The organism is Acidobacteriota bacterium (assembly GCA_016716905.1).
In the GTDB taxonomy this organism is placed as follows: Bacteria; Acidobacteriota; Vicinamibacteria; order Vicinamibacterales; family SCN-69-37; genus SYFT01.
Map to the genome: position 1 here is coordinate 470,792 of JADJUS010000004.1, position 19,682 is coordinate 490,473.

14 protein-coding genes and 1 tRNA gene are annotated in these 19,682 nt (G+C 63.6%); 7 read left to right on the forward strand and 8 right to left on the reverse strand.

The window, feature by feature from the left end:
* Positions 1 to 38 precede the first annotated feature (38 nt).
* From IPL75_06000 to IPL75_06015, 4 genes are all read left to right on the forward strand, one after another.
* Positions 39 to 368 carry a helix-turn-helix transcriptional regulator gene (locus IPL75_06000; GenBank protein ID MBK9239810.1) on the forward strand — a complete coding sequence of 110 codons (330 nt, stop codon included), beginning with the start codon at positions 39 to 41 and terminating at the stop codon, positions 366 to 368.
* Positions 369 to 377: 9 nt separating this feature from the next.
* Positions 378 to 968 carry a hypothetical protein gene (locus IPL75_06005; GenBank protein MBK9239811.1) on the forward strand — a complete coding sequence of 197 codons (591 nt, stop codon included), beginning with the start codon at positions 378 to 380 and terminating at the stop codon, positions 966 to 968.
* Positions 969 to 1,036: 68 nt separating this feature from the next.
* The gene (locus IPL75_06010) at positions 1,037 to 1,711 is read left to right on the forward strand and encodes a hypothetical protein (protein MBK9239812.1); all 675 of its coding nucleotides are present in this window, start codon (positions 1,037 to 1,039) and stop codon (positions 1,709 to 1,711) included.
* Positions 1,635 to 2,657, forward strand: a complete 1,023-nt coding sequence (locus IPL75_06015; protein ID MBK9239813.1) for a M20/M25/M40 family metallo-hydrolase — start codon at positions 1,635 to 1,637, stop codon at positions 2,655 to 2,657. The genes IPL75_06010 and IPL75_06015 overlap by 77 nt, the downstream gene beginning before the upstream one ends.
* An 89-nt stretch (positions 2,658 to 2,746) precedes the next feature.
* Here IPL75_06015 and IPL75_06020 read toward each other — a convergent pair whose 3' ends face one another.
* Positions 2,747 to 6,136 carry an MFS transporter gene (locus tag IPL75_06020; protein MBK9239814.1) on the reverse strand — a complete coding sequence of 1,130 codons (3,390 nt, stop codon included), beginning with the start codon at positions 6,134 to 6,136 and terminating at the stop codon, positions 2,747 to 2,749.
* 147 nt (positions 6,137 to 6,283) lie between these two features.
* On the opposite strand from IPL75_06020, the gene IPL75_06025 reads away from it, so the two are divergent.
* Positions 6,284 to 6,916 carry a transposase gene (locus tag IPL75_06025; GenBank protein ID MBK9239815.1) on the forward strand — a complete coding sequence of 211 codons (633 nt, stop codon included), beginning with the start codon at positions 6,284 to 6,286 and terminating at the stop codon, positions 6,914 to 6,916.
* 62 nt (positions 6,917 to 6,978) lie between these two features.
* Here the strand turns inward: IPL75_06025 and rho are convergent, their stop codons facing one another.
* The 6 genes from rho to IPL75_06055 all read right to left on the reverse strand — a co-directional run bounded on the left by rho (position 6,979) and on the right by IPL75_06055 (position 13,949).
* Positions 6,979 to 8,202 carry a transcription termination factor Rho gene (gene rho / locus IPL75_06030; protein ID MBK9239816.1) on the reverse strand — a complete coding sequence of 408 codons (1,224 nt, stop codon included), beginning with the start codon at positions 8,200 to 8,202 and terminating at the stop codon, positions 6,979 to 6,981.
* A gap of 81 nt (positions 8,203 to 8,283) precedes the next feature.
* Complete coding sequence (gene lon, locus IPL75_06035; protein MBK9239817.1) at positions 8,284 to 10,656, reverse strand: endopeptidase La; 2,373 nt, start codon at positions 10,654 to 10,656, stop codon at positions 8,284 to 8,286.
* 11 nt (positions 10,657 to 10,667) lie between these two features.
* On the reverse strand, positions 10,668 to 11,912 hold the full coding sequence (gene clpX / locus IPL75_06040; protein MBK9239818.1) for an ATP-dependent Clp protease ATP-binding subunit ClpX: 1,245 nt from the start codon (positions 11,910 to 11,912) through the stop codon (positions 10,668 to 10,670).
* 30 nt (positions 11,913 to 11,942) lie between these two features.
* Complete coding sequence (gene clpP, locus IPL75_06045; GenBank protein ID MBK9239819.1) at positions 11,943 to 12,545, reverse strand: ATP-dependent Clp endopeptidase proteolytic subunit ClpP; 603 nt, start codon at positions 12,543 to 12,545, stop codon at positions 11,943 to 11,945.
* Positions 12,546 to 13,820, reverse strand: a complete 1,275-nt coding sequence (gene tig / locus IPL75_06050) for a trigger factor (protein MBK9239820.1) — start codon at positions 13,818 to 13,820, stop codon at positions 12,546 to 12,548. It abuts the gene before it with no gap.
* A gap of 42 nt (positions 13,821 to 13,862) precedes the next feature.
* Positions 13,863 to 13,949 (reverse strand) — tRNA-Leu (locus IPL75_06055).
* Between the two features lie 66 nt (positions 13,950 to 14,015).
* Between IPL75_06055 and IPL75_06060 the strand changes: the two genes are divergently transcribed.
* The gene (locus IPL75_06060; GenBank protein ID MBK9239821.1) at positions 14,016 to 14,348 is read left to right on the forward strand and encodes a helix-turn-helix transcriptional regulator; all 333 of its coding nucleotides are present in this window, start codon (positions 14,016 to 14,018) and stop codon (positions 14,346 to 14,348) included.
* Positions 14,341 to 17,028, forward strand: a complete 2,688-nt coding sequence (locus IPL75_06065; GenBank protein MBK9239822.1) for an ABC transporter permease — start codon at positions 14,341 to 14,343, stop codon at positions 17,026 to 17,028. Before IPL75_06060 ends, IPL75_06065 begins: the two co-directional genes overlap by 8 nt.
* Positions 17,029 to 17,092: 64 nt before the next feature.
* Here IPL75_06065 and IPL75_06070 read toward each other — a convergent pair whose 3' ends face one another.
* Positions 17,093 to 19,654 carry a carbohydrate binding family 9 domain-containing protein gene (locus IPL75_06070; protein MBK9239823.1) on the reverse strand — a complete coding sequence of 854 codons (2,562 nt, stop codon included), beginning with the start codon at positions 19,652 to 19,654 and terminating at the stop codon, positions 17,093 to 17,095.
* Positions 19,655 to 19,682: the final 28 nt, after the last annotated feature.

The following is a 19,682-nucleotide window of genomic DNA, read 5'->3' on the forward strand; positions in this document are numbered from 1 at the left end:
CTACGCGGTGCGATATAACGTGAGAAGGACGAACGACCATGGCGAAAAAGACCGACGACTCACTCGCTTCCCTCGGCCGGTTTTCGGAGCCGGCTCTGCACATTCTCATCGCGCTGGCGGATGGGCCGAAACACGGCTATGCGATGACGCAGGACATAGAGTCCATGACGGGCAGCCGCCCGGGACCGGGCACGCTGTACGGCGCCATTGCCCGGCTGGAAGCCCGCAAGTGGATTGAGCCCCTTCCGGCTGACGACCGGCGTCGTCCTTACAAGCTCACGTCTGCGGGCGGTAAAGTGCTGCGGGCGCGGCTGGATTCCCTGAAATCGGTCACAAAAATCGCCCTGTCGCGCCTCGCAAACGCATAGGAGGTTCCGATGTCCATCGATCGCATCCTCTCCTGGTTCCCTTCGTCCTGGCGTGTGCGGTACGAGACGGAAGTCCGCGATCTGCTGAACGCCCATGCCTTCGGATGGCGCGAACGTGTGGACCTCCTTCGCGCCTGCGGAGATGCGTGGATGCGCGAGGGAGTGAGTTGGACTTGGGCGTGGCTGCGTTGGACGGCCTCGATTTCTCTCCGGCCCGCCGCAGTATTCGGCGCTGGCTGGTTGCTGGCCACCGGCGCCCAGGCGCTGATTCCTGTCGCCGGATCATTGACGCAGCGGGTGCCGTCGGCGGTGGTACCGGCGGCGGAGCTGGCCCAGATCCTGCTGGCGGCGGGTGTGATGTTCTTCATAATTTCTCCTGCTCGCACGGACGCCGCCCGGCGGCCGACCGGGCTCGTCTGGGCGGGCTGCTTGTTGCTGTTGACCATCGTCACGGTCCTCGGGGGGCCCACCGGTGGATTGGGGCGGGTCAGTGAGAGCATCTGGTTCGGGTTTTTTGCCACGATGCGCTTCCGATGGTTCTATGAGGAGTTCTGGCCTCCCGCAGTGGCTCATCGCGCGCCCGGGTTGCATCTGCGCTAGGCGCGCCGGTGCCAGGGCACGCGGTGCCCGGATGGTAGAATTCCCTCGTCCCCGGAGGGACCTCTCCCATGAAACGCACATCACTGGCGCTGCTGCTCCTGTTATCCGTCGCCGGCCTCGCCGCGCAGACATCCGAACGCGTCGATACCGCCGCAATCGAAAAGATTCGCGAACAGGGATTGAAGCAATCGAAGGTCATGGACCACCTGTTCCAGATGACCGACGTGCGCGGGCCGCGCCTCACAGGTTCGCCCGCCATTGAAAGCGCGGGCGACTGGGTGGTCGAGACGCTGAAGGCGTGGGGACTCCAGAACGCCCGCAAGGAGCGCTGGGCGTTTGGCACCGGCTGGTCCCTCAACAGATTTCACGCGACGATGACCGCGCCGCAGACCATGCCGATCATCGGACTGCCGAAGGCGTGGAGCACGGGGACGAAGGGGATGGTCAACGCCGAAGTGGTGCGGCCCGAGATCACCAACGCGCAGGAAGCCGAGCAGTGGAAGGGCAAGCTTCGCGGGAAGATCGTCCTGACGCAACCCACGCGCGAAGTCCGCATGCTCGAAGGCCGCATCGTCCTTCGCATGACGGACAAGGAGATTGAAGAGGCGTTGACGCCACCGGCGACGGCGCCGGCCGGAAGGGCTGGAGGCGCGGGCGGTCGCGCCGGTGGGGCTGGTGGGCGCGGTGGTGGGGCTGGAGGCGGGCGTGGAGCGGGTGCACCCGGGTGCGGCGCCGGCCTTTAACGTCAATCAGTTCTACGCCGACGAGGGCGTGGTCGCCCTGTTCGACCGTGGTGCGAACACCGACATGAGCGCAGGCGGCAGCGACCTGACGTGGCAGACGCAGCGCGTGGATGGCGGAACAGTGTTTGTGGGCGGCGCCACAGGCGGCGGCCGCAGCAGCGCGAACACAGGCGTGCCGCAGGTGACGCTCGCCGTTGAGCACTACAACCGCATGGTCCGGCTGCTGGATGCGAAGGTGCCGGTCATGGTGGACATCAACGTTGACGTGACGTTCCACCCGGAGACACCCGAGCGCCTCAACGGTTTTAATATCGTCGCTGAGATGCCTGGAACGGATCTGGCGAACGAGATTGTGCTGATCGGCGGCCACTTCGATTCGTGGCATGGCGCGACTGGTGCCACAGACAACGCGACCGGCAGCGCGGCGATGATGGAGGTGCTTCGCATTCTCAAGGATGCAGGCCTCAAGCCGAGGCGCACGATTCGCATTGCGCTGTGGGGCGGGGAAGAGCAGGGATTACTCGGTTCGCGCGCCTACGCGGACCAGCACCTGGGAACCCCGGACGCGCCCAAGCCTGGGCAGGCGCTGCATTCGGCGTACTTCAACCTCGACAACGGCACCGGGAAGGTCCGCGGGATCTGGATGCAGAGCAATCCGCTCGTCGCGCCGATCTTCAGCGCGTGGATTGCACCGCTCAAAGATCTGGGTGTCGAAATCCTTGGGCCGCGATCGGTGACGAGCACGGATCACACGAACATCGACCGGACGGGCGTTCCAGGGTTTCAGTTTGTGCAGGAGCGCCTGGAGTACAACTCACGGACGCACCATTCGAACATGGACTACTACGACCGGGTGCAGGCAGAGGACTTGAAGCAGACGGCCACGGTGGCCGCCGTGTTCGCGTACCACACCGCGATGCGCGACCAGAAGCTGCCGCGCAAGTGAGAAAACGACCTCTGAGAGAAAGAAAACGACCTCTGAGGTAGTTTTCTGTGGGACCGCTGAAAACTACCTCAGAGGTCGTTTTCTTTCTCTCAGAGGTCGTTTTCTTTCTCCTGCGCCAGCCGCCGCAGCCCCTGCAGATCGATCTTCCCGGTCCCCAGCGTCGGGATCGCTTCAATCTGCATGATGTGCTCCTTCTTGGGGATCCACAGCCGCGGAAGATCCGTCGCGTTGAGCTGTGTCCAGATCTCCGCTGGAGCCACATCCAGCCGCGTGTAAAACACGATCAATTTTTCCCCCTTGATGTCGCACGGCACGGATGTGACCGCTGATGCCAGCTCACCAAGGATGTCGTTGATCGTGTCTTCAATCTTGATGTGCGGCACCATCTCGCCGCCGATCTTGCTGAATCGCGACAGGCGATCCGTGATGAAGATAAACCCGTCATCGTCTATCTTTGCGATATCGCCTGTGATGTACCAGCCGTCCTTGATGACTTCGGCCGTTCGTTCGGGCTGATGGAGATAGCCCGACATCAGGTTCGGTCCCTTCACCAGTAGCAGGCCTTCCTGGTTGAAGAGGGGGCCCTCGCCTGTGTCCCGGTCCACCACCTTTGCCGCGACTCCGGGAATGGGGTGGCCAACCGATCCCGCCTTTGTGCCCACCTGGGTGCGGCCTTCCATCACAACGTCGGGGCGATTAGCCGCCACGACCGGCGCCATTTCAGTGCAGCCATAACCTTCGAGCAGTCCGATGCCGAATGCGTCCTGAAACGCCTTCGCCAGGGGCGCGCGCAGTTTCTCGGCGCCAACGATGGCATAACGCAGGTGGGCGAACTGTTCCTTCGTGCAACGACGCACGTAGGACTGGCAGAAGGTGGGCGTGCTGATCAGCATGCTGCCCTTGTAGGTCTCGGCCATTTCGCCCACCGTCTTGGCGTCCATGGGATTCGGGTGATAGGCGACGCTGCAGCCCTGCAGGAGCGGGAACCAGATCGTGCCGGTGAGCCCGAACGAATGAAAGAACGGCAATACACCGATGAAGCAGTCGTTGGGCTCCATGGGAAAGATCTGGGCGAGCGAGTCCACGTTTGCGAGCAGGTTTGCGTGTGTGAGGACCACGCCCTTGGGCTGACCGGTGCTGCCGCTGGAGAAGATGACGGCCGCTGGTGTGGACGCGGTCCAGTCGGGTCGGCCGAGACTCCTGCGAAGCCAGGCGGCTGGGAGGATGCGCGCCCGAGCCAGCGCCGCGATTTTTCGAATGGGCGTGATCTCGCTCCGAAGGTCTTCGAGAAAGACCATGTCGGGCGTCGCGTCCAGGCCCGCCTTGTCGAGGAAGCGTCGCGACGTGATCACGGTGCGAATGTCGCACTGTGCCCGCGCGTCGGCCATCGCGGCTGCACCCGCGGTGAAGTTGAGATTCACCGGAACACGTCCGGCGAAGAGCGTCGCGATGTTGGCAAGGGCGCCGCCAACAGAGGCCGGCAGAAGGAGGCCCACCATGTCCTGACCTTCGGTCCTGCTGCGAATGATGCGTGACAGCAGCAGCGCGCCAACCAGCGTTCGGCCGTAGGTCAGACGTTGCCCCGTGCTGTCGGCCATCGCCAGACCGCGCCAGCGTCGTTTCGCGGTGGAGAGAAACGACGCGTGCAACTGATCGCGCGACTGGCGTCGATGGCGCATCGCCTCGGTGCCCAGTTCGCTGATGGCCGATCGCACCAGTGTGGCCGTGACGGTGGACGGCAGCGGTGGGCCGAAAGCGACGGTGATGGGGTAGGGCAGCCGCTCGGGCAGCTTCCAGAAGAAGCGGCCTTTTTTGAAGCTGAACACACTGCCCCACACGCGGTCCAGGTACACCGGTATCACCGGCACGTCCAGTCCGGCGAGGATGCGCTCGAATCCACGTTTAAACGGGAGCAGGTTACCCGTCCGGCTGATGGAGCCTTCGGCGAAAATGCAGACGACATGCCCGGCTTGGAGTTCGGCGCGAGCGCGCTCGATGGACGCCGCAACGCCGGCTTTGTCACCGGCCGTGACTGGGATCGCATGCATCCGGCTGACCACCGGGTGAATTACCGGCAGATTGAAATACGGACCGTGCATCATGAAGCGCACGAAGCGGTCCACACATGAGCCCACGAGCAGGCCGTCCACCATTGAGACGTGATTGCAGATGAGCAGGGCGGGGCCGTCGCGAGGGACGTGCTTCCGTCCGACCACAGTGATCCGGTAGACCGTGTGGGTGAGCAGCCAGAGCGTGAACCTGATGAAGAAGGCCGGCAACGTGGCCAGCGCGTAGAAGGATCCTGCCAGTGTCAGTAGGCCGGTCACGAGGAACACCCCGGTCATCGACAGGTTCAGGTAAGTGCCCAGCAACCAGAGGAAGACCGACGCCAGCAGGATACCCACGGTCTGCAGAACATTTGCGGTCGCGAGGATGCGACCCTTTTCTTCGAGCGGCGCGCGATGCTGCAGAAGCGCGTTCAGGGGCACGACGAAGAGTCCGCCCGAAAATCCCAGGCCCGCCAAGGTCGCCGCTGACCACCAGTACGACGGTGCCGCTGCTGCCAGGAGGAGCCCGAACAGGGCCAGGCCAAACGAACCCAGCGGCACAAGGCCCAGTTCGATGTGATTGCCCGACAGCCGGCCTGCCACCAGGCTGCCCGTCGCGATGCCGATGGCCATCGCGGTATAGAGCTGCGTCGCACCCGCTTCTCCGACGAGGAGGGTGGTTTCGGCGTGGGGAAGCAGCGCCATCTGCAACAGCGCGCCGAGGAACCAGAAGAAGGAGGTGCCGATTGCGGTCATCCACAGCGTGTGGTTCGCGCGCAGCCTCCGGAACCCGATGACCACTTCGCCCCAGGGAGCCCAGAGCAGCGGCTGTTGGCTTCGACGGGCGCCCGTCTCCGGGATGCGAAAGGCCGTGAGGGTGCCGATGATGGCGATGGCCAGGAGCACCACTGCAATCGCCATGGGAGTCTCGCGAAACGCGGAGAACACCAGGCCGCCGATGGAGGTCCCAAGCACGATCGCGACGAAAGTGCTCATCTCGAGCAGGCCGTTGGCACGCGACAGGTCGGCTTCTGACCACAGCTCGGGGACGATGCCGTATTTGGCGGGGCTGAAGAACGTGGATTGCGCGGCCATGAGGAACAGCACCGCCAGAAGGGCGTCGACCCGGCCGATGAGCAAGGCGGGAATGGCCAGCGCCATCGCGACGATCTCAAGGACCTTCGTCCAGACCAGAACCTGCCGCTTGCTGTGGACGTCCGCCAAGTGTCCGGCATAGCCGGAGAACAGGAGGAACGGCAGGATGAACACCGCGCCGGTGAAGGCAACGCCGTCCACCGGCCCCAGAGCGGTCATCGCCATGAACGACACGACGATTTTGAAGATGTTGTCGTTGAACGCGCCCAGGAACTGGGTCCAGAGGAACGCGTGCGCCCCCGGTTGCGCGAGCGACTGTCGATAAGTCCGGCCCATCGTCAGCCGCGACAATACCCGAAAACGACCTCAGAGGTCGTTTCGTGTACCCAAGACTTTCGAAACGACCTCTGAGGTCGTTTTCGTCGGCACGAGGCTTGTATCAACCAGGTCATGCCATATCCCCCACGACAGACTCCGGCCGGCGTGGTGTTTCACGTTATCAACAGGGCCATTCGAAAACAGCAACTGTTTGCTCAGCCAAGCGACTACAACGCCTTCGTCAACTGCGCGGTCGAGGCACATCGGAAGGTCCCGGTTGGGGTCCTAGCCTACTGTGTGATGCCCAATCACTTCCATTTCGTGCTTCAATCTCGCGAGGATGGGCAGATTTCGAGGTTTATGGCACGAATGACCGCAACGCACAGCAAGCGTTGGCATGTCCATCGGGGTAGTGTCGGCACCGGCGCGGTGTACCAGGGGCGCTTTCGGGCGTTCCCAGTACAGACGGACGATTACTTCTACCGCGTCTGCCGGTATGTTGAAGCCAACGCGGTCAGGGCAGGACTTGTAAGAGCCGCGGAAGAATGGCCATGGTGCAGCCTGGCCGACAGGGTCGCGATGATACCCAGAATTCCAATCGATCCCTGGCCGTTACCGAGGCCGAGTGATTGGAGTACCAGGGTAAATGGCGACCCCTCACGGAACGAAAAGGCGATTCGGGAGTCAATTTCTACCGGGAGACCCTTCGGAGAGCCGTCCTGGGTTGAGCGCGTGGCGAGGGAACTGAGCCTGGAGCACACCCTTCATCCTCATGGCCGCCCCCAAAACGACCTCTGAGGTCGTTTTCTTGGATGCTCGTCAGAAAACGACCTCAGAGGTCGTTTTGGGCGCCTCCGAGATCAGCGCCCCATGGTGGACAGGAACTCGGCGTTGTCGCGGGTCTTCGTGAGGCGCGACAGCATCAACTCCATCGCCTCGGGCGGCGACAGCGGCGTCAGCACTTTGCGGAGCACCCACACCCGGCTGAGGTCCTCCTTGGGCATCAGCAGTTCTTCCTTGCGGGTGCCGCTCTTCTGCATGTCAATCGCCGGGAACACCCGCCGGTCCGCCAGTTTGCGGTCCAGGTGAATCTCCATGTTGCCGGTGCCCTTGAACTCCTCGAAGATCACGTCGTCCATACGCGAACCGGTCTCGACCAGCGCGGTCGCCACAATGGTCAGCGACCCGCCGGCCTCAATGTTCCGCGCCGCGCCAAAGAACCGCTTCGGCCGCTGCAGGGCATTGCTGTCCACGCCACCGGTGAGCACCCGGCCCGACGTCGGCACGATCGTGTTGTAGGCCCGCGCCAGGCGGGTGATCGAGTCGAGCAGGATCACCACGTCCTTGCCGTATTCCACCAACCGCTTGGCTTTTTCGATGACCATCTCGGCCACCTGCACATGGCGCTGCGCCGCCTCATCAAACGTCGACGCCACCACCTCGCCGCGCACCGACCGCCGCATGTCGGTGACCTCTTCGGGCCGCTCATCAATCAGCAGCACGATCAGGTACACCTCGGGATGATTCGTGGTGATGCTGTTCGCGAGGTTCTGCAGCAGCATCGTCTTGCCGGTCCGCGGCTGCGCCACGATCAGGCCGCGTTGCCCCTTGCCCAGCGGCGTCATCAAGTCCATCACGCGCGCTGAGGTGTTGTCGCCGGTGGTCTCGAGCCGGATGCGCCGGTCGGGATACATCGGCGTCAGGTTCTCGAACGACACCCGCTTTCGGGTGTGGTCGGGCGGTTCGAAGTTGACCGCGTCCACCTTGACCAGCGAGAAATACTTTTCGCCCTCTTTCGGCGATCGCACCTGCCCCGAGACGGTATCGCCCGTCTGCAGGTCGAACCGGCGAATCTGCGCCGGCGACACGTACACGTCGTCTGGCCCTGGCAGGTAGTTGTAATCGGGTGCGCGCAGGAACCCGTACCCGTCGGGCAGCATTTCCAGCACACCTTCCGAGAAGAGCAGGCCGCTTTTTTCCGCGCGCGCGCGAAGGATCTGGAAGATCAGGTCCTGGGTCCGCAAGCCGGTGGCATGGGGCAGGTCCAGGTCCTGGGCAATCCTGGTCAACTCGGCGACGCTCATCTCTTTGAGCAGCGCGAGATCTGTTGCGGGCGTCGGTGCGTGTTGAGTCAACGGTAGAAGCCGGTGCCGAGCGGGTCCGGCTTAGTGCCGGGTGCGAAGTTCGTGCCCGGGAATATCCGACTCTGGCGGCAGCGTCGGCAGCGGCCCCTCGAGGGCCGTCCGAAGCACGTCATCCATCGTCTCGACCAGATGCACTTCCATCGTGTCGAGCACATTCTTCGGAATTTCCGAGAGGTCCTTCTCGTTGTCCTTCGGCAGCAGGATCGTGGTGACCCCGGCGCGATGGGCCGCGAGCAGCTTTTCCTTCAGTCCACCAATCGGCAGCACCTTGCCGCGCAGCGTGATTTCACCCGTCATCGCCACGTCGCGACGCACGGGCACGCGCGACAGCGCAGAGACAATCGCCGTGGCCAGCGTGATGCCCGCCGACGGGCCGTCCTTGGGAATGGCGCCTTCGGGAATGTGCACGTGGATATCCGTCCGCCGGTTGAAGTCGCGGGGAATCCCCAGCTCTTCCGTCTTCGACCGCACCCAGCTCATGGCCGCCTGCGCCGACTCCTGCATGACATCGCCGAGTTTTCCGGTGAGCGTGAGCTTGCCGCGCCCCGGCATCAACGTGGCTTCTGCCACCAGCAATTCGCCGCCGACTTCGGTCCACGCCAGACCGGTCGCGATGCCGATTTCGTTCTTCTCTTCGGCCATCGAGGGACGGAACCGCGGCACGCCGAGATACTCGGTGACCTTGGCGCTGTCGATCAGTTCGCTGAAGTCCGCACCCTGCACCACGACCTTCCGCGCCACTTTGCGGCAGATGGCGGCCACTTCGCGTTCGAGGTTCCGCACGCCGGCTTCGCGCGTGTAGCGCTGGATGATGGTCTGATACGCCTCATCCTTGAACACGATATTGGCGGACGTGAGACCGGCACCTTCCACCGCCTTGGGCCCGAGGAAGCGCTTGCCAATCTCGAGCTTCTCCATCTCGGTGTATCCGGCCAGCTGCAGCACTTCCATGCGGTCGCGCAGTGCCTGCGGAATCGAATGCAGCACGTTGGCCGTGCAGATGAACATGACGTTCGACAGGTCGTACTCCACGTCGAGGTAGTGGTCCAGGAACGTGCCGTTCTGTTCCGGGTCCAGCACTTCGAGCAGCGCCGCCGATGGGTCGCCCCGGAAGTCCATGGACATCTTGTCCACTTCGTCGAGCAGGAACACCGGGTTCATGGTGCCCGCCTTCTTCATCATCTGGATGATCTGGCCGGGGAACGCGCCGATGTATGTGCGCCGATGTCCTCGAATTTCCGCTTCGTCGCGCACGCCACCCAGCGAGAGGCGCACGAACTTGCGGTTCATCGCGCGGGCAATCGAACGCGCCAGCGATGTCTTGCCCACTCCAGGGGGGCCCGCCAGCGTCAGAATTGTGGCCTTCGGCTTCTTGACCAGCACCCGGACGGCCAGGAACTCGATGATGCGTTCCTTGATCTTCTCGAGCCCGAAATGGTCGTCGTGCAGGATCGCTTCGGCCTTCTTCAGGTCGCGACCCTCCTTGGACTTCTTGTGCCAGGGCATCGCGATCAGCCAGTCGAGGTAGTTCCTCGACACGGTTGCTTCGGCCGACATCGGCGGCATCGCGTCGAGCCGCTTGAGCTCGTCGATGGCCTTCTTTTCAACTTCCTTCGGCATCCGGGCCTGGGCGATCTTCTTCTTCAGGTCGTCGCCTTCGTTGCCCTTGTCATCCTTGCGTCCCAGTTCGCGCTGGATGGCCTTCATCTTCTCGTTGAGGTAGTACTCCTTCTGGGCCTTCTCCATCTGCTTCTTCACGCGAGACTGGATGCGGCGGTCTACCTGGAGCTTGTCTACTTCAGCTTCGAGCACGGTCACGATGCGCCCGAGGCGCTCGAGCGGCGCGACGATCTCGAGCAGGTTCTGCTTTTCCTCGATGCCCACCTGCAGGTGCGCGGCGATCGTGTCGGCCAGGCGCGACGGGTCGTCTACGCGCACGGCGGCAATCATCGCGTCGTACTGCAGCGTGTTCGACAGCTTCACGTACTGTTCGAACAGCGTCACCACGCGGCTCATCACGCCTTCGGCATCGGCGGGTGCCTCGGCCTTTTTCGGCAGCACCTTCACCGTGACGCGGAAAAATCCCTTGTCTTCCTTCCATTCGACCGCGCGCGCGCGTTCGACACCTTCCACCAGCACCTTGATGTTGCCGTCGGGCAGTTTCAACGACTGCACGATATTCGCCACACAGCCCATCGTGTAGATGTCGGCAGGCTGCGGATCGTCAATCGCCGCATCGTGCTGCGCGGCCAGGAAAATTCGCTTGTCGGTGGTCAGCGCATGTTCAAGCGCGCGCGTCGATGACGGCCGTCCAATGACAAACGGCATCATCATGTGCGGAAACACCACGACGTCGCGCAGTGGGACGATAGGGAGAGTTTCGTACTGATCCATGGTTAGTCGGACTATCCCGCCTTTTCCATCACGGTAATTGGTTCTTTCTTCGACTCTACCACCTCGCGTGTGATGACGCACTCCCGAATCTTCTTCTGACCCGGCAGGGTGTACATCAGGTCGAGCATGATGTCTTCAATGATCATCCGCAGACCGCGCGCGCCGATCTTGCGCTGCAGCGCCCGCTCCGCGATCGCTTCCAGGGCGTCGTCTGTGAAGCGCAGCTTCACATTCTCGTAATCGAACATCCGCTGATACTGACGGGTGATCGCATTCCGCGGCTCCGTGAGGATCTGGATGAGTGCGGGCTTGTCAAGTTCGTGCAACGTGCCCACCACCGGCAGGCGGCCGACGAATTCAGGAATGAGCCCGTACTTGATCAGGTCGCCGGGTTCCACCTGTTCGATCAAGGTGACCGAGGCCTCGACGTTCGACTTCACGTCGGCCTTGAAGCCCAGCGTCTTTTTGCCGATGCGCCGCGCAATCTGTTTGTCGAGTCCGACAAACGCCCCGCCGACGATGAAGAGGATGTTGCTGGTGTCGATCTGGAAAAATTCCTGGTGCGGATGTTTACGTCCGCCCTGCGGCGGCACGTTGGCCACCGTTCCCTCCAGAATTTTCAGCAGCGCCTGCTGCACGCCTTCGCCGGAGACATCGCGCGTGATCGACGGGTTTTCATCCTTGCGGCAGATCTTGTCCACCTCATCCACATAGATGATGCCCTGTTGCGCCTTCTCGATATCGCCACCGGCTGCCTGCAGCAACTTGAGGATGATGTTCTCGACGTCTTCGCCGACGTATCCCGCTTCGGTCAGCGTGGTGGCGTCAACAATCGTGAACGGCACCGACAGAAGACGCGCCAGCGTCTGGGCGAGCAACGTCTTGCCCGTGCCGGTGGGCCCAATGAGCAGGATATTGGACTTGGTCAGTTCGACGTCGTTGCGGCCCTTGGACTGCTTGGCGATCTCAAGGCGCTTGTAATGGTTGTAGACGGCGACGGCCAGCTTCTTCTTCGTCTGGTCCTGGCCGATGACGTACTCGTCGAGGAACTTCTTGATCTCGATGGGCGTCGGCAACCCCGTGCGCGTGGTGGTCTTGTCGAACTTGTTGTCGTCCGCAATGATGTCGTTGCACACCTCGACGCATTCGTCGCAAATGAAGACCGTCGGGCCCGCAATGAGCTTGCGGACGTCGTTCTGGTCCTTGTTGCAGAACGAGCAGCGGAGGACGTCGGTGTCACCGGCTTTTTTGGTCATGAATCCTTCCGAAGTGTCGGTCCGCCAGCGCTACGCACGACGATTGAGGACATCATCGATAATACCGTAGTCTTTTGCTTCACCCGCACCCAGGATGTAGTCGCGGTCTGTGTCCTGGGCGATTTTCGACACGGGTTGCCCCGAGTGGTGGGCCAGAATCTCATTCAATTGCGCACGCATGCGCAGAATTTCCCTGGCGTGGATGTCGATGTCGCTCGCCTGGCCCCGCAGCCCCGACATTGATGGCTGGTGGATCAGGATGCGCGCGTTCGGCAGCGAAAACCGCTTCCCTTTGGCGCCGGCCGCCAGCAGGACCGCTGCCATCGATGCCGCCTGCCCGATGCAATACGTCTGCACCTGCGGCTTGATGAACTGCATCGTGTCGTAGATCGCCAGACCGGCCGTGATCGACCCGCCGGGGCTGTTGATGTAGAGCAGGATGTCGCGCTCGGGATCCTCGGCCTCAAGGAACAACATCTGCGCGATCACCAGGTTCGCAATCGCGTCGTCAATCTCCGTGCCGATGAAGATGATCCCGTCCTTCAGCAGCCGGGAGAAAATGTCGTACGCCCGTTCCCCACGGTTCGTCTGCTCGACGACCATCGGCACGAGTTGCGATTTCGGAGTCACCATCTAAGAGACCTGCGCTTTCTCAAGCAGCCACGCTACCGTTTTTTCGCGGCGGATCCCCGATTCAATCGGGCCAACGCCGCCTTCCTTTTCCAGCCGAGCCCGGACGGCCGCTGCCGTGCGCCCCGTGCGTTCCGCGAACTTCTCCACCTCGGCGGCCACATCCTCTTCGGCGGCCGCAAGGCCTTCGCGCCGCGCAATTTCGTCGAGCACCAGCGTGCTCTTGACCGTTTCTTCCGACGGCCCCTTCTGCCGCTCCCGGAACTCCTGCCAGTCGATGCCCGCCTTCATCGGGTCCATCCCCTGATCCATCAGGCGGCGCACAAATTCTTCCAGCCGCCGATCGATCTCCCGATCCACCAGCACCGCCGGCACCGGTGTGCGCATCCGCGCCGCCAGATCCTGCAGCAGATCGTGCCGCACCTTGTGTTCCGCCTCGTGTTCCGCTTCGTGCTGCAGGTCGTGCCGAATCCGGTCGCGCAGCGCCTCGATCGTCTCGACTTCGCTCACTTCCTTCGCGAATTCGTCGGTCAGCTCGGCCAGTTCCTTGCGGCGCAGTCCCTTGACCGACACCTCGTAATCCACCGTGACGCCCGCAAGCTCGGGCACTTCATACTCAGTGGGATACGTCACCGAGAACGTCCGCGTGTCACCTGCGGCAACGCCGCTCAGGTTTTCATCAAACCCCGGAGGGTTGCCTTTCGCGCCCAACTCGATCGACACGTTCTGCATCGGCTCCGGCTTCGCATCGTCCTTCTTGACCGTGCGGGTGACGTCCATCAGGACCGCGTCGCCCACACTTGCAGTGCGGTCTTCCACCGGATGCCACTTGGCCGCCCGCTGGCGCAATTGCTCCAGCACCTGGTCGACGGCGCCCACTTCAAGGATGGCCGGCGGTTTCGTCAGCGCGATGCCCGTGTATTCGCCCGGCTCGATGGGCGGCACCGTTTCAAACTCCGCGAGAAATGTGAGCGGCTGGCCCTCATCAAGCACAACATCCTTGATGTCCGGGGTCGCCACGGGCCGCAGGCCCCGCTCGCGCAACGCCTCGTCCACCAGGCGCGGGATCATCGCGTTGGCCACGTCATACAGGATCTGGTCCTTGTAGCGTTGCTTCACGACGGTCATGGGCACCTTGCCCTGGCGGAAGCCGGGCACGCGGGCGCTGCGGCTGTAGCCCTGCGCCACTTTCTGGATTTCGGCGGCCACGGCCTCGGGCGGCACTTCAAACAGCAGATGTTTCTGGGTCTCGGTGACCTCGGTCAGTTCGATCTTCATCACTTTAATTGTATAGGTGTGCGCGGGCGTTGCGGGGTGAGATGGTGCGAAAGGGGGGAGTCGAACCCCCAAGGCCTTCCGGCCACCGGATTCTAAGTCCGGCGCGTCTGCCAGTTCCGCCACTCTCGCGTCACGCCAAGATTACCAGATCGATGGAACCATTGGTCCTAATGTGGCGTAACATAACGCGTAGTTATGTCCAAGACCCTGCCCCCCATCACGCACCTCCAGTTCCTCGTCCTCGAGGCCCTGGCCGAGACTGAACAGGCAGGCCGCGACCTGCGCGACCTGCTGGCCGGATATGGCGTCCGCAACTCCGCGCCGGCCTTTTACCAGATGATGGCGCGTCTTGAAGCGTCAGCGTTGGTGGAAGGGTGGTACGACCAGAAGTTGGTGGCGGGCCAGAACGTGAAGGAGCGCCGGTATCGGCTGACCAAGGCCGGTGAGCGTTCGGTGGAGGCCACGCGCAACTTCTATGTCGCACGCCTCGCCTCAGCGCGCCTCCTGCGCAAGAGGTCGCATGCCTGAACGTTGGGTGGCCTGGTGCCGGCGGCTCGTGCCCGAGCCCCTGCGCACGGACGCATTTGATCCCACGGCGGAAGATCTCCTGCACGCCGCTTGCCTGTCTCGTCGGCCCCGCATCGCCGCGCGCGTCATTGACGGCGCGCGCCTGAGAGCACGCGTTCTGCTCGCGGCCCTCGAATGCCGTCGTCTTGCCGCCTTCACTCCACCGTCAAGCCACCAGCTCCCAGGCTGGGGCCCAGTCAGAAAGGGCACCATGTTCCGCGACCTCATGACCGTCACTCGTCGCCTCTGGCGCGAGCCCCGATTTACCGCCGCTGTCATCCTCACATTGGCCCTGGGTCTGGGCGCCAACCTCACCGTGTTTACCTTCGTCGATGCGTATCTGATCGCGCCACTTCCCGTACCGCAGCCGGGCGAGCTGCTGCGCGTGTCTCAAGATCGCGACGGGGGCAGCGCCGACCTCGCGTCGTATCCCAACTATCGCGATGGTCGCGATGCGTCACGTGCCGTGATCGATCTGGCGGCGCACACGCAGACGATGGCCCTGGTCGGGCCGCCGGATGCGGGGGAGGTGCGTGCGATTGAAGTGGTGTCGGGCAATTACTTCCGCGTCCTCCGCCTCGTACCCCAGGCGGGGCGACTCCTGAGTGACACCGATGACCTGGCGGAGCTGGCCAGTCCTGTGGTCGTCATCAGCGACGGGTTCTGGCGTGCCCGACTGGGCGCCCGTTCAGACGCGATCGGTGCGCCGCTCTACATCAACGGCGCCAAATTCGAGGTCGTCGGCGTCGCGCCCGCAGGATTTCATGGCACGTTCGCCGCGCACCGCGTGGATGTCTGGGCGCCCATCACCATGCAACAGCACGTGCGGCCCCGCGGACTGTCGATCGACCGCCGTGCGTGGGGATGGCTGTGGATGATCGGTCGGCTCACACCCGGGCATGGGCCCGCTGATGCCGAGCGGGCGCTGGCGGCTGCGGCTGACGGCATCAATCGGCAGTTTCCGCCCTCGAGACCCGCTGATGCCCTGGCGTATGTCGTTCAGCCCGTGAGCGCCCTGTCGGTGGGCGACCAGGCGCGACTGACGCCGGTGTTATTGACGGCCTTTGCGTTCACGGGACTGCTGTTCATCGCGACATGCGCGAACCTCGCCGGACTGATGCATGCGCGGGTGGCGGCACGACGCAAGGAGTTGGCGGTGCGCCAATCCCTTGGCGCGGGCCGCCTTCGCCTGATGTGGGAGTGGATGGTCGAATGCACGCTCCTGGCGCTGGGTGGTGGCGTCGCTGCGCTGGTCGTCGCCCGGCTCACCGCCCAACTGCTGGGGGCGGTCGAGCTGCCGCGCCAACTGCTGGGCGACTTGTCGTTTGACACCACGCTTCAGTGGCGCGTGGCCGTCTACACCCTCGGTGTGTCATTACTCGGTGCCGTCCTCTTCGGCGCTAGCAGCGCCTGGCGCGCGGCGCGCCAAGTACCGGTCGACGCGCTCAAAGAGGAAGGCGGCAACTCGTCCGGGGGCCGCCGGAGTGTCCGGGCTCGGCGCGCGATGGTGACCGTGCAGGTGGGTGTGTCGGTCGTGCTGCTGATGCTGGCGTCGCTCCTGACCACCAGCCTGCGTCGGCAGCAGCAGGCGTCACCGGGCTTCGACACCTCGGTGATGGGCGTCCTGTCGGTGCATCTGCAGCGTCAGCGCGTGCCCGAGGGCGAGTGGCCCGCACTCACCCAGCGGGCCCTGGACGCGGCGCGTGCCGTCCCTGGTGTCGAGGCCGCCGATTTGGGCCTGCGCGCGCCCCTGGAACAGGGCGAAGACGTGCAGACCATCCGGATACCCGGCTACGACCCGCAGCACGAGGCCGACGGACTCTCGATCGATTTCAACCAGGTGGGACCGCAGTACTTCGACACACTCGGATTGCGATTTGCGTCAGGCGGCCCCTGGGATCCGCGCAACAGCGCGCCGACCGTCGTGGTCAATCACACGATGGCGGCCCGCTATTGGCCGGGGACCGACCCGGTTGGCCGCACGGTACTCATTGGCCGGACGTCGGCGACGGTGTCCGGCGTCGTGGCCGACTCGGCGTACTACAACGTGGGCGAGTCGCCCCGACCGTTCATCTACCTGCCCGCACACGTGCAACCACCGGGGGGCTTTGTGCTGCATGTGAGGGCGGCACGTGGCACTGACCCTGCGGCTCTCATGGCCGTGGTGGCGAAATCCCTGGCGGGGTCCGACGCCCGACTCGCACCGTTTGACGTCATGGCCTTCAACGAACTACGCCAGGTTCCCCTCTTTCCCACACGGCTGCTGACGATGGCCGCCCTGGTGTTTGGCGTGGTCTCGGTCATTCTCACCGCCGTCGGTTTGTACGGCGTGATTGCGGCGTCGGTCAGCGCGCGGACGCGAGAGATCGGAGTACGCCTGGCGTTAGGAGCGCAACCGGACCGCGTGCAGCGCGGCATCATCGCCGAAGCCCTGACGCTTGCGGCGGTTGGCGGCAGTGCGGGTCTGGTGGCCGGCTACCTTGCCGCGTACCAACTGCGCGCGTGGCTGTTCGACGTCGCGCCCTTTGACCTTGCCATCACGGTTGGCGTGGTCGCAACGGTTGCGGTGCTGGCCATGGCGTCGGCGTGGATACCGGCTCGGCGCGCTGCGCGGGTGGACCCGGTCAGGGCGATGAGATGAAATCAAACGACCTCTGAGGTAGTTTTCACACCACCTCAAGAAAACTACCTCAGAGGTCGTTTGATCAGAAATTCAGCCAGCGGCTGAACTTCACCAGGAATGTGTTCGTCGATGGCGCTTCGAACAGGTCGCCGAAGTTGCGGCCGAACTGGAAGTCTCCGAGTGAGCCGAAGCTATCGCGGCCCTGCTGCCACACCACGAAGAGCGCCGACCCGGGACGATACTCCCAGCGCAATACATTGGTGGTGCGGAACGACCGGACGTTGAAATCCGGATTTCCCGAGTACGCAAATGGCTGGTATCGGCCCTCATACGACTTGGAGCGGCCGTTGGTGAGTTCCTTGAACCCTGAGTAATCCCCCGCCGACACAAACGGCTGCGCGTACACCTGCAGGGACAACGCGGGCGTGATGGTGTAGTTCACTCGCGCCGTGAGGCGCACCGTGGTCTGGTTCAGTTTGCCGAACACGTAGTGGGCGCCGCTCGCATCGGTCAGGTTGGTGATCCACTGCGACTGCGAGTGGTTCCGATTGAACCCAATGCCGGTGCTGACAAGCAGGGCTGACGACGGGCGAAAGGTGATTGTGGGTGAGAGGTCGCGCTGCCACGCCCCATGGCCGTCTTTGTACCAGGAGAAGTTCATGGAACCGAAGATGGTTTTGCGGTCGTCGGTCTGGAAGAACCCCCACTGATTCAGCGCGGCATTGGAGTAGCCGCCCGGGCCGCCGCGCGTGAGGCGATCGGCAAACCCCTGACCGTTGTAGTTGAGTCCGGTGCCGAACGACCAGTTGTTGGTAAACATCCAGTGCGCGTTCACGTTGCCGCCCCAGAAGCGACGATCGCCGTCGAAGTTCCAGCCGTTCCACTGGTTGAAGTTGATGCTGAAATCTCGCACGTATTTGCCCGGCGTGTTTTCGCGGTACTGGAACCACGCACCCTGGCTGATTTCGTCGGCGCGCTGGTGGAAGCCGAGGTCGTTGATATCAAAGCCCGGCGACTTGTAGTTGGCGTACACGTTGAACCGCGTATTGCGGCCGGCGATCTTGTTGAACGACAGCTGTCCCCCATGCCCGCCGAGCGACGTTCGGGTGGGGTCGTACTCCACATGGTCGGCGTCCGGCCGTTGATAGCTGTGCACCGTGCTGAGCTGCAGGCGCGACATCGCCTCGGGAGTGCCCGACACGCTGCTGCCGGCAAGGTAACCGTTGATGCTGAACCGCTGGCCCAGTCGCCAATCGCCGTCGATGCCGCCCGTGACGGCCGACTCGGGCAGGAACCGCAGGTCGTCGGTGAGCTGGCGCCTGGTGGCCGTGGCCATGACGCCCAGCCGCGATCGGTTGTCGAACTCGCGGGTGGCCCGCACCACCGAATAGTTCGTCAGCGGTTCCACCGGCGTGTCGGTCACAGCGAGCGACGAGCCCGACGCGACCTGCGCCCACTCCCGTCCCGTGACGGCATTCAGCGCGCCCACCGAGAATTTTCCGACGCGTCCCGTCAGTTTCGCGGCGCCCAGAATGGTGGAGTTGGTCGGTTGATAGGCATACCCGCCGTCAGGCGCGGACACAAACCGTTGCGGCGACCGGCCCACCCGGCGCGAGTAGAACAGGCCTGTGCAGCTGCCGTCGTTGCAATCCACATCGAACCTGAAGGTGCCCGACCCTTCCACGAAAAACGGCCGCCGCTCGGCGAAGAACGTTTCGAACCCTGAGAGGTTGACCACAGCCGGGTCAGCCTCGACCTGTCCGAAGTCAGGATTCACAGTGCCCGTCAGCGTCAGGCCGGGTGCCACGGCGTATTTCATGTCGAGTCCGACGGTGGCACTGGGATCGGGTGATCGCCGCAGGGGATCACTGGCGGAGACCGGGGCCGTTGTCACCTGTGAGAGCGCGTAGGGCATGACCTCGAACTTCTTCTGGCCGCCGGTGAGGTTGAGGCCGGTCAGATCGCCGAATGACGACACATAGCCGCTCGCGTTGCGCGAGAGCAGTGGCCACGTGGATGTTTCGTTGAGCCGGGCGATGGTGCGGGCCGCCGCGAAGCCGAACACGGCGTCGGTGGCAATGTTGAAGCGCACCTGCGAGAAGGGAATTCTGAACTCCGCACGCCATCCCCCCGCATGACGGCTCACGGCCACGTCCCACACGGCATCCCACCCGCGGTCGTTGCTGGTGTCGTTGAACCAGTAGCGGTCGTATTTCACGCCGGCGGCGTTGACCCCGAACTCATAGGCTGACCGCCGGTCATAAAACGAGTCGAGATGAATAGACACCCAGTCTGACGGCGACGAGTCGTCTCGACGCGTGAGGATGCCCACGATTTGCGCCGGGTCAGAATCAATCGCGTTCACCGCTACATACAACGCGGTGGCGTCGTACGCGATTCGCACTTCCGTGTCGTGTGAAGCTGGCGCGCCTTCGCTGGGCTGCCGCTGCACAAAGCCCTTGACCATCGGCGCCTTGGCCCAGGCCTCGTCGTTCAGCTCGCCGTCAACACGCAGGGCCGTGGTCTCAGGGCCGAGCGCAAGCGCCGCGATGGCGGGTACGGCGCCATTGGCGCGCGTGGCTGAACTCCACGAGCCAAACAGGAGGGCAGTCAGAGCAAGCGGCGTCAGTATCCGTCGAGTCATGTCCGGGGTTAGACGGGGGGAGTGCGCC